Here is a 17,589-nt window from a genome sequence, read left to right on the forward strand (position 1 = left end):
CCTTCGGCTTGCCGTTAAACGACTTGGTAGCCAACTGCTGGGCACTGCTGACTTTATGGCAATTCAGCGTAAGAAAGTGGCGCTGTCCAGCTAGGCTCTGTCAGAAAACCCCTGACGCCCCCCCCGGGGAGGTTGTCCGAGTCGCTTTAGCAGCGTGGGGCGGGGGGTTCGCTGGCCGAGGGGGTACCGGAGCCGGGATGCAGGGCGTCGCCCGACTGGACGCCGTTGCTCGGTTTGCCGGCGGTGGCCGCCTGCGTCTCGGCCGCCGACGGTGCGGCGAAGGTGCCAGCGGCCAAGGCTGCTTCGACGCCGGAGATCTTCTGCACGCGGCGAGCGTGTCGGCCCCCTTCGAATTCGGTCTTGAGCCACAGCAGGACGAGCTCGTCGATCGGCCGCTCGCCGATCATATCCCCGGGGAGGCAGAGGACGTTGACGTCGTTGTGCCGGCGGGACATTTCCACCATCACTTTCTCGTAGCACGGTGCGGCCCGCACGCCGGGAAACTTGTTGGCGGTGATTGCCATTCCGATTCCGGTTCCGCAGATCAGGATCCCGCGATCGGCTTCCCCGCGGCTGACTTTCTGAGCGACCGTGGCGGCGATGTCGGGGTAATCGCAGGCCTTGGTGCTGAACGCCCCTTCATCGCTGCAAATGTAATCGTGGTTCTCGAGCGTCTGGATCAATCGCTGGCGTATGGAAACGCCGCGGTGGTCGCTGCCCAGGCTAATTCTCAACATCTGTCTGGTTCTCCCGCGCGATTTAAGAATTGGCGGTCGGTGAGGAGGTCGGTGGGGAAGAGGGGGGATCGTCGTCGATCAGCTGGGGCTGCAAGCGCTCCATCCAGCGTTCCAATTCGGCGTCGATCTGGTCCGCACAGGCTTCGTAAACTTCGGTCGGGCAGCCGACGGGATCGGAGATGTCCCCGCCGTCGATCCGCAGGGTGTACACGCGGTCCGCCGCTTCGGGGTATCGCGCGAGGAGCATCTCGCGGTGGCCGCGGGTCATCGTCAAGATCACGTCGGCCAGCTGCAGCAGTTGCTCGCTCATCGGCTGGCTGGCGTGACCGGTCAGATCGAGCCCCCGCCGCCCCATCACCTCCACCGCCGGCGTGGCGGCGGGATCACCGGCAAAGGCATTCAGCCCGGCGCTGACCACGCCGACCGCATCCTCGCGTCCGGTGAGTTTACGAAATCGCTCGCGGAGCAGGACTTCGGCCATCGGACTGCGGCAGGTATTTCCGGTACAGACGATCACCAGCAATGGTTTCGTGAATTGTTTGATGGCAGCCGTTTCCACGACACCCTCTCGGAGAATTCGGATTCTGTTCCCGTCGACGCGAACGACCGTCGACGGCCCTCCGTAGCGCGTCGGCCCGTCGTCGATCAGCAAGGGGACGCGGTCGCCAAACAGCTTGCCCATCACCGCCCCGGTCGTCGGGGGGGAGTGCCCCGTCGGAGTGGCGCTGGAGAGGACGATTGGGCCAGCGATAAAGCGGTGCAACTGCTCGAAAAGCGGGTGGGCGACGACGCGAAACCCAAGGCAGCCATCGGCCGCAATCACCCGCTCGCGGACTCCCGCTGGCAGCCGCGAGGCAGCCGAACTGGGGCTGTCGCAGGGAACGACCAGCGTGACCGGTCCCGGCCAACAGCGGCGGGCCAACCGCTGGGCGAGCGGCGAAGCGGCATCGCCAAAGTAATCCCAAGCCGCGCTGGCGCTGGAAATCGCCAACGCCATCGGCGCCTCGTCATCCCGCGGCTTCAGCTCGACCAACCGCTGCACTGCCCCTTCGGACAGTCCGCAGGCCGCTAATCCATACACGGTTTCGGTTGGGACGCCGACGATGCCCCCTTCGGCCAGCACTTGCACCGCCCGGTGAACGATGTCCCGGGGATCCTCGGCTCGCTGTAAATCAACCACATTCGCCATCGACGGGGCGGGATCCTCGGGAGCAAGAAACGACGTGCAATCGCTGCGACGCAATCGGTTATTCTAAAGAACGTGACGAACCCTACACAACCGGCGGCTTTCGGATCCCCAGCCCCGATGCAGCTCCGCAACCCGTCTCTCGGCCCCCGCTTGGCGGCCCCCGTCCGACGCCGCCTGGCGGCTCGCCTGGCACCGCTGATGTTCGCCGCGGCGCTCGTGTTCCTGGCCGCCCTGGCGACGCTGGTCGGGCTCTGGTCCGACCTCTCGCACGTCTCCGAGCGGATGCTCACCGAAGCCGCCGCGACGACGCTCGCGGTCCGCCCGTCGCCCGCCCCCACTGACCCCAGTCTCACAGCCCTGACCCCGACCCACGCCCTCCAGCTCCTGGCGATCACCACGCTGCTGGTCGCTTGGCCACTGTTCTGGCTCGAATTCGCCTTCCACCTCTCGGCCCGTCCCTGGGACCGCAGCGAGCTTTCGTTTCACCTGTTTGGCTTCGCCTGCTGCCTGTTTCCGCCCCTGCGGATGGGAGCTCGCAACCCGGACCTGGGGCATTGCCTGTGGTTGCCCGGGCTCGGGTGGCGAAGGGCGAACGACGAGCTCCGCAGCGAGCTGCTGCGGCACTTCAGCGTCCCGATGCTGGCGATCGCCCTGCTGATCCTGCCGGTCCTGGCGACCGAGCACTTTTTGAAGGATCAAGTGGCCCAGTCGCCGGGGCTGCGGATCGGGCTGCAGATCAGCACCGGGGCGATTTGGCTCGCCTTCGCGGCGGAATTCATCGTGATGATCTCGGTCGCCGAGCGGAAGCTGGCCTACTGCAAGGAGCACTGGATCGATCTGGCGATCATCCTCCTACCGCTCGTTTCCTTCCTCCGCTCGCTGCGAATCCTGCGGGCGACAAAAGTCGCCAAAGTGGCGAAGGTGCAACAGTTGGCCAACATGGCCCGCGTCTACCGGCTGCGGGGGCTGACGACGAAAACGCTCCGCGCCCTGTTGCTGCTGGAACTCGTCCACCGCGTCTTAGGCAACTCGCCCGAAAAACGCCTGGCGCGACTTCGCAAACAGCACGTACAGATGACCCGCGAGCTCGGCGAGCTGGAGCGTCAGATCGCCGAGTTGCAGCAGATCGCCGAGCTGCAGCAGATCGCTGATTCGCAGCAGAGCGCCGAGTCGCAGCAGATTGGGGGACGGAAGGAGGCGGCCCCCGCGCGCTCCGCCAGCTCGCTGCACGCAGCCAGCACGCCGGGGAAAGTGCCGCAGGGACCGGGTGCGCCCGTACAATGAATAGCGCCACCCCACAACGTCTCCACTTCCACCCCGGAGCCGACCGTGTCCGATGAACCGCGACTTGATCCGTCCCTCGACCTGTCTCATGAGCGTTCCGCCGCCGGAACGTTTTCGAATCGACCGCGGAGCGACCGCCGAGGATTCCTCCGCACCGCCGCGACGAGCAGCGCGCTGCTCGGAGCTGGCGAGCTCGGTTTTCTGCCTCGGCTGCGACCGGTCAGCGCGGCGGAGTCGAAGCTGCCGGCCGATGCGGTCCAGTTCCACGCCGACATCGAGCCGCTGGTCCGCTTGCTCGAGGAAACGCCGCGGGAGAAAGTCATCGAGGCCTTCGCCGCCGAGATCCAATCGGGGACCAGCTACCAGCGAATCCTTGCGGCCCTGCTCCTGGCCGGCGTGCGGAACATCCAGCCGCGGCCGTCGGTCGGTTTCAAATTCCACGCCGTGCTGGTCGTCAACAGCGCGCACTTGGCTAGCGTGGCTTCACCGGACAGCGACCGTTGGCTGCCGATTTTTTGGGCTCTCGACTACTTCAAATCGGCCCAAGCGACCGACGTCCGCGAAGGCGACTGGACGCTCGCCGCGGTCGACGAGTCGAAGGTGCCGCCGACCCATCGCGCCCGCCAAGCCTTCATCGACGCCATGGAGAACTGGGATGTCGAAGCGGCTGACGTCGCGGTCGCGGGGCTCACGCGAACCCACGGAGCGAATGAGCTGTTCGAGTTGTTCGCTCACTATGGCAGCCGCGATTTCCGCAGCATTGGCCACAAAGCGATCTTCGTCTCCAACTCCTTCCGCACCCTGCACAGCATCGGTTGGCGGTACGCCGAGCCGGTGCTCCGCTCGTTGGCCTACGCGCTCCTGAACCATCACGGCGAACCGAATCCGGCTCAAAGTGATCTCGGTCCCGACCGAGCATGGCGGAGGACCGATCGCTTCGTGACCGAGATGACTCCCGAGTGGATTGGCGGCCGTAGCGACCCGGCGGCGACCGCTGATCTGCTGGCCGCTCTGCGGACAGCCTCGCCCGAAGAGGCGGTCGAGCTAACCGCAAAAATGCTCGCCCAAGGGATCAGCACCGAATCGATTTATGATGCGCTGTTCCTTTCCTCCGGCGAGACGTTGATGCAGCAACCGGGGATCGTGGCGTTGCACTCGGTCACCTCGACCAACGCGATGCACTACGCGTTTCAAACGGCGAAGAAAGCCGAGACGCGGCAGCGCGTGCTGCTGCAGAACGCCGCCTTCATCCCCTACTTCCGCGAGGCGATGCGAGGGCGTGGCCAAGTTCGCGACCTCCGCATCGACGCTGAGGGCGAGACCCGCTCGGACGGTGCACCCAACGAAGCTGGACCCTCGGTCGAGACGATCTTCCAGACCGTCAGCGAGAATCGCGGCAAGGCGGCCGAACAGATGCTGGCTTATCTCAACCAGGGAGGCCAAGCCGAAGAGGTGTTGCAGGCGGCGCGGCGATTGGTCTTCCTCAAGGGGACCGGCTCGCACGACTACAAATTCAGCTCGGCCGTGCTCGAGGATTACCGCGCGGTCTCACCGAAGTTCCGAAACCAGTACCTGGCCTCGGCCGCCTACCTGCTCCCCGGAGCGGGCGACCGTGACAACGCCCTAATCGCCCGGACAAGAGCCGCCCTGGAGGCGTGAGCCTGACGTACGTTTGACTCCGAGCCAGCCACGCCCCGAAGGGGGCAATAACAGACCAGCCCAGGGCAGAGCGCCGCGGCGGAGCCGCACAGCGTCGCCCTGGGTCACGCGCACCCCACACACGCCCTAGCCCCGAAGGGGCGAAACAGACGTCTGCGCGGCGCGTGTTGCGCCCCTTCAGGGCTTACCGTTTATCACGTCGACCCTAACCCAGGGCGTCGCTCCGCGGCTTCGCCGCTTCACTTTGCCCTGGGCTGTCCTGTGCCAGCCCCTTGGGCTGAAACATACGGGAGTGTCAGGCTGGAAAGCCTGACGTACGTTTGGGTCAGGCTGGAAAGCCTGACGTACGGGAGTGTCAGGCTGGAAAGCCTGACGTACTTACCGTCGCCGGGGAAAGCGGATGCGGCAGCCGACGGGGACGGTTTCGGTTGCTTTGGGTTTCGTTCCCGCGAGGGCTGCTTCGATCGCCGCTTCGACGTAGCGATTCGTGACGTTCTTGCCGTCCGGGCTGTCGTCGAGCGAGCCCATGTAGACGACCCGCCGCTGGTCGTCGAGGACGAAGAACTGGGGCGTCGTCGTCGCTCCGAACGCGCGGGCCGTATCTTGCGACGCATCGTGCAGGTAAGGGAACTCAAAACCCTGCTCCTCGGCGCGATCGCGCATCGCCGGGAGCCGATCGTCGGGCTTCGTGTTCGCATTGATCGCCACGATCGCGACCCGCGGATCGGCGAATTTCTCGTCGAGCGCCACCAGCCGCTGTTCGACGTCGACGGCATAGGGACAGGTGTTGCAAGTGAAGACCACGACCACCACCTCGGCCTCGGCGACGTCTTCCCAGCTGTGCTGGCGGCCATCGACGCCAGGCAGATCCTTCCACTGGGGCGCGACGTCCCCGACGCTCAGCACCGCGTTGTATTTGCCGGCTGCCGCGGGACTGGCCCAGCCGTTGACGAGACCCAGGACCAGCGAGAGCGGCAGCACGACGCCGGCCAGCGAGCACAGCGACCGCCTAGCGGCCGGATGTCGGTGCAGGGGAGAGGCGTCAGGCACGCAAGACGGAGCAGCCGAAGTCGGTTGAAGTTGCATCGGGCACCAGCGGGGGGGAAGCGACGTGGAGAGGAACCCAGTGGGACGCACAGCGGAGGCCCATTGTATCGCCAAACCTGCAGGCGCAAAAAAACCGCCGCCGACCGCAGGCCTCTTGGTGGAGGCTCGGTCGGCGGCGGTCGTAGATCGGCTTCGAAAAAGGGCTCCCCGGCGGACTACTTGGCGTCGACCAGTTGCTGCTTCTTCTTGGCGATGATTTCTTCCTGAACGTTGCCGGGCGTACGACGGTAAGCGAGCAGCTCCATCGTGAAGGTGCCTTGGCCCTGCGTCATGCTCCGCAGGTCGGTGGCGTACCCGAAGGTTTCCGCCAGCGGCACTTCGGCTTCGATGTAGCTGATGCCATCCCGCGACTCGGTGCTGGTGATCAAACCACGGCGGCTGATCGCGTTACCGACGACCGGACCTTGGAAGTCTTCGGGGCACTCGATTTCGACCTTCATGACCGGCTCGAGCAGCACGGGCGAGGCCTTCTTGAAGTACTCGCGGAAGCATTCCTGAGCACAGGTGTAGAAGGATTTTTCCGAGCTGTCGACGTCGTGGTAGGTGCCGTCCTCGAGGATGATCTTCGTACCGACCACCGGGTATTCGGCGAGCGGTCCCTTGGTGAGCGAATCGCGGAAGCCCTTTTCGACCGCCGGGATGTACTGCTTGGGAATCCGACCACCGACGACCTTGTCTTCGAACTCGAAGCTGCCTTCGGCATCCGATTCGGTCGGCAGAAGCTTTCCGACGACGTGGCCGTACTGGCCGCTACCACCGGTCTGCTTCTTGTACTTGTGGTTGAATTCGATCGCGGCGGTCGGGGCTTCGCGGTAGCTGACCTTCGGCGCACCGACTTCGACATCGACCTTGTACTCGCGGCGCATCCGTTCGACGTACACGTCCAGGTGCAACTCGCCCATCCCGCTGATCAGGATCTCGTTCGTTTCGTCGTCGGTGAAGACGCGGAACGTCGGGTCTTCCTTGCGGAACCGCTGCAGCGCCTTGGCCATCTTGTCGGCATCGGCGCGGCTGGTCGGGGTCACCGCGACCTTGATCACCGGGTCGGGAACGAACATCGACTCGAGGGTGCAGAAATCGCGTTCGACCGCATAGGTATCCCCCGAGGCGCTGTCGATGCCCATCACGGCGATGATGTCGCCGGCCGAGGCACTGTCGATTTCTTCCCGCTTGTCGCTGTGCATCCGCACGATCCGGCTGAACCGTTCCTTGCGGCCGGTCCGCTGGTTGACGTACGAAGCGCCCTTTTCGATCGTCCCCTGGTAGATCCGCATGTAGGTCAGCTGACCGAACGGATCGTCGGCGATCTTAAAAGCCATGCCGACGAACGGAGCGTCGTCATCGGGTTTGAGCTCGATCCGCTTGCTTTCGTCTTTCGGGTCGCGGCCCTTGATCTCGCGATCGATCGGGCTCGGCAGGTACCGCGTGACCGCATCGAGCAGCGGCTGGACGCCCTTGTCCTTGTAAGCACTGCCGAGATAGACCGGGGTCGCTCCGGCGAGAACCGCCTCGCGCATGACCTTGTGGATCATCTCGTTGGAGATCTCTTCTTCGCTGAGCAGCTTCTCCATCATCTCGTCGCTGTACATCGACAGCGACTCGAGCATCGCGGCGCGAGCCTCTTCGGCCTCGTCCTGCAAGTCGGCGGGGATCTCGTAGCGGTTGACGATTTCACCGCGAGCCCCTTCGAACTTGATCGCGGTCATGTCGATCAAGTCGATCACGCCGGCGAACTTGTCTTCGGCTCCGATCGGCAACTGGGCCAGGAACGCATCGGCTCCGAGCTTGTCGCGCAGCTGCTGGACGACGCGGCGGGGGTTCGCTCCGGTGCGGTCCATCTTGTTGATGAACGCCAAGCGGGGAACCTGATACCGCTTCATCTGGCGGTCGACCGTGATCGATTGGCTCTGCACACCACCGACGCTGCAGAGCACCAGCACGGCCCCGTCGAGCACGCGGAGCGAACGTTCCACCTCGACCGTAAAGTCGACGTGGCCCGGGGTGTCGATCAAGTTGATCGGATAGCCCTGCCACTGGACGCTGGTCGCGGCGCTGGTGATCGTGATCCCCCGCTCCTTCTCCAGCTCCATATGGTCCATCGTCGCCCCGGCACCGTCGCCGCGGACTTCTTCGATTTTATGAATGCGGCCGGTGTAAAACAGGATCCGCTCGGAGAGCGTCGTTTTGCCCGAGTCGATGTGGGCACTGATCCCGATGTTCCGCAGCTTCTCCAACTTCATTCGTGTCACCTAAGCCAACTTTGCGGTCGCCGAAGCAACTCCACAGGGAGTGGGTCGATGGCGACTAAGAAAAATGTGTGGATCGATAGCGGCAAGATCTGCCAGCCTACCAGCCTCGAAATATGCCAGAGCGATGCACCCCGCGAAAGAGCAAATCCCTCTATTTTCCCGTTCCCCCAGGGTTTATTCAACCGCCACAGAGGGCAATCGATAACCGCGCGAGAGCCTGCAGGAGGACGTACAATGAGCCGCGTCCAAGGAGCCGCGTCGCTGGGCTCCGCCCCCCGTCTCTCTCCTCCCTGATTCTGACGAACCAAGACCCATGCCAGTTCGCCCGCCACTGCCGACTCCCGCAATTTTCTTGGCCAGCCTGCTGTGCGGCCTCCTGTGCAGCCTCCCGCTCACCGGCTCCGCCGCCGCCGCCGAACCAGTGCGGATGCCGCTGTGGCCCGACCAGGCGCCAGGCCAGTCGGGGGCTCCGGGCGCTCGCGGCACCGAGGCGGGCGATCGGCCCGAACTGGTCCTGTATCGCGCGTCTCGATCGAAAGCCGACGGCCTCAGGGCTGCAGCTCCGACCGCTGCGGTCGTGATCATTCCCGGCGGCGGATATGGACATTTAGCTTCGGACCACGAGGGAACCCAGATCGCCGAGTGGTTCAACTCGATGGGCGTGACGGCCGGAATCTGCATGTATCGGCACCGCCGCTCCGGGGCCGGTTACGGCCATCCCACTCCGCTGCTCGACGCCCAACGGGCAGTGCGGACGATGCGAGCCCATGCAGCCGACTGGGGCATCGATCCCGATCGCGTCGGGATCATCGGGTTCTCCGCCGGCGGCCACCTCGCCTCGAGCGTCTCGACGACCAAGGGGATCGAAAGCGACACAGCCGAGGCCCCGATCGATCGCCACAGCAGCCGCCCCGACTTCGCGATCCTCTGCTATCCAGTGATCTCGTTCGGCCAGGACCACACCCACGTGGGCAGCCAGCGGAATCTGCTCGGTGAAGAGGCCACCGCCGAACAGCTCGCCGAACTCTCGACCGAAAACCGCGTCACCGCCGACACGCCGCCCACGTTTCTCTTCCACACCACGGCCGACAAAGTCGTGCCGGTCAAGAACAGCCTCGTCTACTACCAAGCCTTGGTCGACCACGGCGTCCCGGCCGAGCTGCACGTCTTTGAGCACGGCCAGCACGGAGTCGGGCTAGCCGCCGGAATCGAAGGCACCGGGGCCTGGCCCGAGCTGTGCAAAACGTGGCTCCAAGGACACGGCTTCGTCGCCAAGTAACTGGGAACCGGGCGATAGCAGGGAGCCACGGAAGGACACGGAAGAGCACGGAAGGAAGCAGGATGATGAAGTATCTTGCTCGTACTCGTACTCAGCGAAGCGGTACTCGTACTCAGCGAAGCGGTACTCGTACTCAGCGAAGCGGTACTCGTACTCGTACTCGCGCCCAACGCTGGGGTTTCGAGTACGAGTACGAATTGATACTTCCCTGAACCCTGAACCCTGAACCCTTTGCCCGATGACCCGCCGCTACTTTGTTCCCGAACTTTCTCCGACTGGCGGTCCGTTGGGCTTGCCTGCTGACGAAGCGGCCCATGCGGCGCGGGTCATGCGGGCGACTCCGGGGGACCGCGTCGTGCTGTTCTGTGGTGATGGGCGCGAAGCGGAGGCGGAGATCACGTCGGTTGACAAGCGGCATGTGTTCGTGCTGGCCGAGCCGCCGCGGAACGTCGACCGCGAACTCCCCTTCCCGCTCTCGGTCGCCGCGTCGCTCCCCAAAGCCGACCGCGCTCGGGTGCTGGTCGAAAAGCTGACCGAGCTGGGGGTAACGCAGCTGCAGCCGCTCGTCTGCCAGCGGACGCAGCTCGCTCCCAGTCCGGCGGCGATCGCCAAGCTCCGCCGGGCCGTGGTCGAAGCCAGTAAACAGTGTGGCCGCAACCGGCTGATGCAGATCGGCGAAGCGACGAGCTTTTCGCAATACTTGCACCAGACCGATCCCGACGCAGCCAGCCTGATCGCCCATCCCGATGGCCATTCGCTCGCCGTCACTCTCAAGTCAAGCGGCGGCGACGACGGGCACTCGCCGGTCCAGATCGCCGTCGGCCCCGAGGGTGGGTTCACCGATGCAGAGGTCGAGCAAGCGGTCGAAACCGGATGGCAGCGAATCACGCTCGGACCGCGGATCCTCCGCATCGAGACCGCCGCCACGGCCATCGTCGCCCGCATTGTGCTCGCTTAAGCCGGGAGGGGGAGACGATTGCAGGGAGCCACGGAAGGACACGGAAGAGCACGGAAGGGGAGGCGAGGACGGAGAGGGACCGCGGACGGGGACTTGAGACACTGGAGAACCACGAAGAGCACGAAGGAAAGGTGGGGAGCTGAACTGCGGATGACGCGGAGCGCGCAGATGGAGTTTTGAAATCTCAGATCTGACGTTTCAAATCTCCGGCACCGTTCCTCTCTCCCCTGTCATCCGCGTCTCCCCTGTCATCCTCTCTCCCCTGTCATCCACGTCTCCCCTGTCATCCGCGTCTCCCCTGTCATCCGCGTTCTCCGTGCTATCCGCGGTCCTTCTCTCTCCCTTCCGTGCTCTTCCGTGTCCTTCCGTGGCCCTCTCTCGATTCGGCTTGCTGTGGTGCGGGGCTGTGTGGTACCAGCCCCGGCGGGGTCCGCGGTGCTCGTCTTTCCCTTTCGACCGGGGTACTCGCCATGGAAGGCTTATCATTCATCCTCCGTGCCGCACACTGTCGCAGCACCCATCACTTATTTGCAATCGATGCCCTGCGGCACGTCCGCTCCGAACCGGGACATCGGCTCGCTCGCCTGCTGCTCCGCTACCACTCGCGTTATCTTTCGGGCGCCTGCGATCCGGACACGCGATTTCGCGACTTTCAAAATCACGTCGTCCACGTCGCCGACGGCAACTGGGGCGGCGCTCCCCAATCGGCTCAGCAATGGTATGGGCGGCTGCAGCAACTGCTTCGCGACCAACGCTACAGCGACGCGGCCCATGCCGCTGGCGTCCTCAGCCACTACTTCACCGATCCGCTGCAGCCGCTGCACACCGGGCAGAGCGACCGCGAGGCGATTGTCCATCGGCCGCTGGAGTGGAGCATTTTTCACTCCTACGACACGATTCTCGCCCGTTGGCGCGACGACTCCTTCCGCATCGTGTTTCGACTCTCGACCCGCAGCGACTGGCTCTCCTCGGCCGTAATCCGCGGTGCCGAGCTGGCGCATCAGTCGTTCGAAACGCTGGTCGAGACCTATGACTTGGATGCCGGTCGCGACGATCCCCGCAAGGGGCTCAGCGAAGCGGCTCTCGATACGCTCGCCGAACTCTGCGGCGTCGCCATCGTCGGCTGGGCCCGCGTCCTCGACCGGGCGGCCACCGAAGCGAGCGATCATCTGCCTGTCCTCTCGCTCGGGGGAAGTACGATGCTGGCGGTGCTGGGAATGCCGTACGGCTGGTTCCTCCGTCGCCGCCAGAGCGTGTGGGAGCGGGACCAGATTCGCGCAGCGCTCCTGCACTACCACCGCACCGGCGACGTCGGCCCCTTCGCACCGGACGACGTCCGCCTGCTCCGCAAAGTCCTCGCGGTCCGGGATCGCGAGCGGCGGTTCGCCGAGCTCCGCCTCGAACAGAATCGCAGCGACGATCGGCTGGCGGCTGCCACGCGGCTGCGAATCGTCGCCGCCAGTGGCAGCGAGGACTCGCTCGAGGAAGAACCCGAATGCCCCAGCTTGCCGCGACACGACCAGCACGACACCGCAGAACGTTACGTCAGCGAAGCCAGCCCGCTCGACGAAGCCGCCGTTGTCGGGCCGCAAACCGCACTCCAGCTCCGCTCCGTCGGAATCGCTACCGTGCGGCAACTCCTGGACGTCTCGCCGGAAGAGCTGGTGCGGCGGCTGCAGCAGCGATGGCCAGCGGAAAGTCGCTGGATCAGCGTCGAAGCGATCTCGGGCTGGCAGGCGCAGACGCGATTGCGGATCGCGATGCCGCAGATCCGCGCCCGCGACGCCCGGCTGCTCGTCGCCGCCGGATACCGCAGCATCGGCACCCTGGCAGCCGCCAAACCCCAGGAGCTGCACGACAAACTTCACCGACAAGCGCTCACGCCGGAGGGGCGACTGGCGCTCCGCGGCGGATCTCCTCCGCCGCACCACGAACTGCGAGCCTGGATCCGAGCGGCCGCGTCGGCAAGACGCGCGGCAGCGGCGTGAGATCACGGTCCGAGAACCTTGAGCCGACGGCGCTAGCCGCGGGTTCTGCAGCGGAAATCCCAGGGCTGCGAGGCCCGAGGCTAGCGCCTACGGCTCAATAAGAGGCCCGAGGCCAGCGCCTGCGGCTGAATAAGATCGAACCCTCGGTCTCAGGCAACCGGCGCCCTCCCCGCTCGTTCCTCGCGACCCTCCCGGGGGGAGGGTGTCGGTTAGGTTTTCCGACAGGACCACCGCTTACCGCGAGATCTTTGCCTTGCGGTATTTGTTGGGATTGTCCGCTTTGCCAGTGATCTCGTAGAGGAACCGGCTGGGGGTCGTGGGCCGCAGCTGACCCCATTTGCGGCGTGCCAAACACATTGAGAGTGTGAGCGTTTCCTGGGCTCGGGTAATCCCTACATAGCACAACCGACGTTCCTCGGCGATCTGCTCATCCTCGCCAGCGACGCTGCGGTGATGGGGAAGGATTCCCTCTTCCATCCCCACCATATAAACGACCGGAAATTCCAAACCTTTGGCCGCATGCAGGGTGAGCAGCCAGACGGCGTTGCGGGCGGCCGCCTTATCTTTTTCGCTCCCCATCTCGCGCCCGGCAAGCGCCGTTTCGCTGAGAAAATCGCTGAGCGTCGGCGAGCTCTCGCGATCCTCATAAGCGGCGACCGCATTGACGACTTCTTGCAACGAATTGGAACGCGCCTCCCGTTCGTCGGGATTCTCATACAGCCGCCGAACCTCATCCATATACTGCGTCCGCTCGAGCAGCGTCCGCACGCTTTCGGCGAGCGAATGGGTCTTGGCCTTCATCCGCACGTCGGAGATCAGCATCCGCAGCGAGTCGATACCGCGTTTCGCTGCCGGCGGCAGATCCTCAGTCGCGGCCGCGTCGCTGCATACCGCCCAGGCGCTACGGCCGCTCGCGACCGCGCGGCGGACGATCTCCTGAACCGTCTTGGCCCCCAACCCTCGCGGCGGCGTGTTGATGATTCGCAGCAGCGAGACCTCATCATCGGGTTGGTCGATCCATTTCAAATACGCCAAGATGTCGCGAATTTCGCGGCGATCATAAAACGATTGACTACCGAGCAGGACGTAGGGGACTTTGGCTTTGCGAAGCTCCGTTTCAAACAACCGCGGCTGCTCTTTGGTGCGAAACAGGATCGCCACTTCCCGCGGTTCATAATGCTTGCGGTCGAGCATCCGAGCGATCTCCCCGGCGATCGTCTCCGCCTCGGTGGTCTCATCCTTCATTTGCAAGATGCGGGGACGCGTCCCGGCTGGCCGAGCGGGGATCAGCTGTTTGTCGTGGCGCTTGGTATTGTATTTAATCAGCGTGTTGGCCATCGTCAAAATGGCGCCCACGCTGCGGTAGTTATGTTCGAGGCGGACGACCTTGGCGTCGGGCCAATCTTTGGTGAAGTTCAGAATGTGTGTGACGTCTGCTCCGCGCCACCCATAGATCGATTGGTCGTCATCGCCGACGACGCAGAGATTGCGGTGACCGTCGGCCAGGGCTCGAATGATTCGATACTGGCTGCCGTTGGTGTCTTGGTATTCGTCGACCAGCACGTGGTCAAAGCGTTTGGCTTCGTGCTCGCGGATGTCTTCGTGCTGGGCAAACAGCCGCTCGGTGTTCAGCAGCAAGTCGTCGAAGTCCATCGCCCCGCAGGCCTTCAAACCTTCCTGGTACCGCCGGTACGCCGCCGCGGCCAAATGCTCCTTGTCGGTCCGGGCCACGGCCAGTGCCTGTTCGGGTCCGATCGAAGCATTCTTCCAAGTGCCGAGGATCGACAGCAAATCGCCCGGGCGGATCGCCGCCGTGGGGAGCTTCAATTGCCGCAGCACGCCGCGGGCGAGCGATTCCTGATCGCCGCGGTCGTAGATCGCAAACTGCTCGGGATACTCCAGCCGCCGCGCGTGGCGACGGAGAATGCGGACGCACTGCGAGTGGAACGTCCCGATCACCGGCCGGGGCTGACCTTTGCGGAACTTTCCCCCTTTGCCGATCAACGAGCCGATCCGCTCCTGCATCTCCCCGGCGGCCTTGTTGGTGAAGGTCACCGCCAGGATCCGGTCCGGAGCGGTCCCGTGGCGAATCAGATTGGCGATCCGAAACGTGACCACGCGAGTCTTGCCCGAACCGGCTCCGGCCAAAACCAGGAGGGGACCGGAAAGCGTTTCGACCGCCGCTTTTTGCGGAGCATTGAGTCCATTCATCGGTGCGGAGTGCCCGGAAGGGGGCGACCGAAAGGGGAGAGCCAAGAAGCAGAACAAAATGAGCAGAAAACGGAATCCAGGTCGAGGGGGCAACTCCCGCAGGCCGGTAGCCGGTAGCCGGTAGCCGGTAGCCGGTGGCCGGTGGCCGGTGGCCGGTGGCCGGTGGCCGGTGGCCGGTAGCCGGTAGCCGGTAGCCGGTAGCCGGTGGCCGGTGGCCGGTGGTCGGGGACAACCACGAATGACACGAATCACACGAATGGATGCGCGGAAGGGGGACGGGCCGCAGATAACGTGGAGAATGCGGATCGCTGCTTCCTTCCGTGCGATTCCGTGTCCTTTGGTGGCTGCCCCCGACCGTCCACCCGCTGGCACCTTTCCTCAAACTTCGCCTCGGGCTCCCAGGCCGTGGGTTCGGCCGCAGGGACCGGCTCCTTTTTCACACGCCTCGTAGAGCGCTCCGGCGCGATCTCTCGGCGGCTCGTCATAGTGTTGACGGTCCGCTTGCTTGCTGGCCATCCAGTCGGCGATCGTGGGTGCCAAGTGAGCCATGTTGGTGTTGATCTTGGCCATCATCCCCACCTTGACCTCCCGCCGCTGGTGGGTCGCCGCGTCGAGGATCGCATCGGCCACCTTCGCCGGATCGATTTGGGGCGTGGGCAGGGCCGCTTCGCGATCGGTGTAGTTCTTTGCGTGCTGTGGGTAGGGCGTGTTCACTGCCGTGGGCTCGACCAGCGTCACCGAGACCGGAGCCTGCCCGAGCTTCAATTCGACCCGCAGTGCGTCGGTGAAGCCTTTGACGGCGTGCTTGGACGCCGAGTACATCCCCTGGAGCGGAATCACCGCTTCAGAGACTTCGCTGCCGACGTTGATCAGCGCTCCTCCCCCGGCCTTCAAATAGGGCAGGGCTGCGAGCGATCCGTTGACGACGCCCCAGAAATTGGTGTCGAACAACCGCCGGCTATCTTCCTCGCTGACCTCCTCCAGCAGCCCATACACCGAGACTCCGGCATCATTGACCCAGGTGTCGATTCGGCCAAACCGGCTGATCGCCGCTTCAGCGATCTCCGCGACCTGAGCGCGCACGCCCACGTCGGCTGCAACCGCGACCGCCTCGACCCCCTGCTCGGCGTAGCGGCGAACGATGCTGTCGAGCGTCTCTTTGCTGCGGGCGGCCAACACCAGCTTCGCTCCTCGTTCGGCAGCCATGTCGGCAGTGGCCAGCCCGATCCCGCTCGAGGCCCCCGTGATCACGATCACTTGCTGATCGATCGGTTTCAGTTGAATCGCCATAGCCTCCCCCTCCGGAGCGTGTGCGTGAGGTGTGTTTCTCAGCCCTGTTCCACTCAATTCCGCTTCATGTGGCTCCCGAAAAACTGCACACCTTGTACCAGTCCCAATTGCGCTCGCGTGCTCGTGCGGGGGTGGTTAACCTGAGGAGCGGGGGGGAAGTGCGGTCGAGCGCCTCCCATGTCCCGTGCCTCGGGCCCCGTGCATCTGACGACTCGAATCCCGCAGCCGAGCAGACCTTTGCCCCACCTCCTGCAACACCGCCTTCTGCAACACCGCCTGTGCCGACGCCCCCACGCCGGACAGCGCAGCGTTCAAGACAGCAGCCTCCAGCACAGCAGCCTCTCAGGAAGCCGCACTGGCCACCGCGGTCGCGGCCCCCGTTCTTCGGCTCGCTGGTCCCGAGCCGTTCTCCCGCTGGTGCTCGCTTGCGGGTTGCTGTCCGCCGCCGCTGGCTCACCGGCCGTGGCTCAGGAAGCGGTCGGCGTCGTGCTGGCTCCGGTTCGCGGGCAGACGGTGACCAGCACGGGCGATTTTGTCGGGACGGTGATGCCGGTCCGCCGCAGCATCATCGGCAGTGCGGTCGACGGCCGCGTGATCGCCTACAACGTCGACGCGGGACAAGCGGTCAAAACCGACGACACGCTCGCCCAGCTGCTGACCGGCACGATCGACATCGAACTGGCCGGCGCCCGCGCCGAGGAGCGGCTGCGAGCGGCGGAGCTCGCGGAGCTCGAGAATGGATCGCGTCCCGAGGAGATCGCCCAGGCCGAAGCTCGCTTGGCGGCAGCCCAAGCCCGCGAGGTCTACACGCGTTCGCGGCTGGAACGCACGCAGCAGTTAGCCCGCAGCAGCGGTGCGATCTCCGAGGAAGAGCTCGATCTGGCCCGTTCGCAATTCCTGAGCGCCGAACAGGAGCGGATCGAAGCGACCGAATCGCTCGCCTTGCTGCGGATGGGGCCCCGCCAGGAGCAGATCGAGCAGGCAAAAGCGAGGCTGGCGATCCAAGCCGAAGCGGTCGCGCTGCTCGAAGACCGCAAGAGCAAGTACCGGCTGCGCTCCCCGTTCGATGGCTACGTCGTCCGCGAGTACACCGAGGAAGGGGCCTGGATTCAGCAGGGAGATCCGGTCGCCGAAGTGATCGACATCGACCCGGTCGAGATCGAGGTCTACGTCCCCGAGGGGAGCGTCCGCTTTCTGCAGCCCGGCATGGCGGTCACCATCCGACTCGATGCGATCCCCGACCGCGAGTTCGAAGGGACCCTCTCGCAAATCATTCCCGAAGCCGACATGCGGGCCCGGACCTTTCCGGTCAAGCTCCGCGTCCCCAACCAGCCCGAGGACCCCCGTTATCTGCTGCGTCCCGGAATGCTAGCCCGAGCCACGTTGCCGACGAGCGAGGCGGCGGTCGGACTGCTGGTTCCCAAAGACGCCGTCGTGTTCGGCGGTCCGAGCCCCGTGGTGTGGAAAGACCAAGGGGGCGTCGCCCAGCCGGTGCCAGTCGAAGTCGGTGCGGCGAGCGGCGGATCGCTGGTCGTCCGCGGTAACCTCGAAGCCGGCGATCAAGTCGTGATTCGGGGCAACGAGCGGCTGCGGCCGGGCCAGGCGATCCGTTCCACCGCGCCCGCCTCCCCCTAAACC

The 17,589-nt window shown here is 64.9% G+C and carries 12 protein-coding genes; 6 read left to right on the forward strand and 6 right to left on the reverse strand.

Annotated elements, in window-relative coordinates; translation table 11 throughout:
- Positions 1 to 146: 146 nt before the first annotated feature.
- Complete coding sequence (gene rpiB, locus GNK13_RS00490) at positions 147 to 737, reverse strand: ribose 5-phosphate isomerase B (RefSeq protein WP_164100471.1); 591 nt, start codon at positions 735 to 737, stop codon at positions 147 to 149.
- Between the two features lie 22 nt (positions 738 to 759).
- The gene (locus tag GNK13_RS00495; RefSeq protein ID WP_164100472.1) at positions 760 to 1,926 is read right to left on the reverse strand and encodes a Sua5/YciO/YrdC/YwlC family protein; all 1,167 of its coding nucleotides are present in this window, start codon (positions 1,924 to 1,926) and stop codon (positions 760 to 762) included.
- Positions 1,927 to 2,043: 117 nt separating this feature from the next.
- Between GNK13_RS00495 and GNK13_RS00500 the strand changes: the two genes are divergently transcribed.
- Positions 2,044 to 3,210, forward strand: a complete 1,167-nt coding sequence (locus tag GNK13_RS00500) for a potassium channel protein (RefSeq protein ID WP_164100473.1) — start codon at positions 2,044 to 2,046, stop codon at positions 3,208 to 3,210.
- Between the two features lie 45 nt (positions 3,211 to 3,255).
- Positions 3,256 to 4,869 carry a hypothetical protein gene (locus GNK13_RS00505; protein WP_235934692.1) on the forward strand — a complete coding sequence of 538 codons (1,614 nt, stop codon included), beginning with the start codon at positions 3,256 to 3,258 and terminating at the stop codon, positions 4,867 to 4,869.
- A gap of 378 nt (positions 4,870 to 5,247) precedes the next feature.
- On the opposite strand, the gene GNK13_RS00510 is transcribed toward GNK13_RS00505, so the two are convergent.
- Both GNK13_RS00510 and fusA read right to left on the reverse strand, forming a co-directional pair.
- Positions 5,248 to 5,955 carry a thioredoxin family protein gene (locus GNK13_RS00510; protein ID WP_164100474.1) on the reverse strand — a complete coding sequence of 236 codons (708 nt, stop codon included), beginning with the start codon at positions 5,953 to 5,955 and terminating at the stop codon, positions 5,248 to 5,250.
- A 176-nt stretch (positions 5,956 to 6,131) separates the two neighbouring features.
- Positions 6,132 to 8,216, reverse strand: coding sequence for an elongation factor G (gene fusA / locus GNK13_RS00515; RefSeq protein ID WP_164100475.1), 2,085 nt, complete (start codon positions 8,214 to 8,216; stop codon positions 6,132 to 6,134).
- A gap of 322 nt (positions 8,217 to 8,538) precedes the next feature.
- On the opposite strand from fusA, the gene GNK13_RS00520 reads away from it, so the two are divergent.
- From GNK13_RS00520 to GNK13_RS00530, 3 genes are all read left to right on the forward strand, one after another.
- Positions 8,539 to 9,504, forward strand: coding sequence for an alpha/beta hydrolase (locus GNK13_RS00520; protein WP_164100476.1), 966 nt, complete (start codon positions 8,539 to 8,541; stop codon positions 9,502 to 9,504).
- A gap of 238 nt (positions 9,505 to 9,742) precedes the next feature.
- Positions 9,743 to 10,462 carry an RsmE family RNA methyltransferase gene (locus tag GNK13_RS00525; RefSeq protein ID WP_164100477.1) on the forward strand — a complete coding sequence of 240 codons (720 nt, stop codon included), beginning with the start codon at positions 9,743 to 9,745 and terminating at the stop codon, positions 10,460 to 10,462.
- A gap of 470 nt (positions 10,463 to 10,932) precedes the next feature.
- Positions 10,933 to 12,450 (forward strand): DUF4332 domain-containing protein, encoded by a 1,518-nt coding sequence (locus GNK13_RS00530; protein WP_164100478.1) that lies wholly within the window; start codon positions 10,933 to 10,935, stop codon positions 12,448 to 12,450.
- Positions 12,451 to 12,684: 234 nt separating this feature from the next.
- Here the strand turns inward: GNK13_RS00530 and GNK13_RS00535 are convergent, their stop codons facing one another.
- Positions 12,685 to 14,661, reverse strand: coding sequence for an ATP-dependent helicase (locus GNK13_RS00535; protein WP_164100479.1), 1,977 nt, complete (start codon positions 14,659 to 14,661; stop codon positions 12,685 to 12,687).
- Between the two features lie 378 nt (positions 14,662 to 15,039).
- Complete coding sequence (locus GNK13_RS00540) at positions 15,040 to 15,951, reverse strand: SDR family oxidoreductase (RefSeq protein WP_164100480.1); 912 nt, start codon at positions 15,949 to 15,951, stop codon at positions 15,040 to 15,042.
- A gap of 177 nt (positions 15,952 to 16,128) precedes the next feature.
- Here GNK13_RS00540 and GNK13_RS00545 point away from each other — a divergent pair, with 177 nt between their 5' ends.
- Positions 16,129 to 17,586, forward strand: coding sequence for an efflux RND transporter periplasmic adaptor subunit (locus tag GNK13_RS00545; RefSeq protein WP_164100481.1), 1,458 nt, complete (start codon positions 16,129 to 16,131; stop codon positions 17,584 to 17,586).
- The last annotated feature ends 3 nt before the right edge of the window (positions 17,587 to 17,589 follow it).

This window comes from Candidatus Laterigemmans baculatus, from assembly GCF_010367455.1.
In the GTDB taxonomy this organism is placed as follows: Bacteria; Planctomycetota; Planctomycetia; order Pirellulales; family Pirellulaceae; genus Laterigemmans; species Laterigemmans baculatus.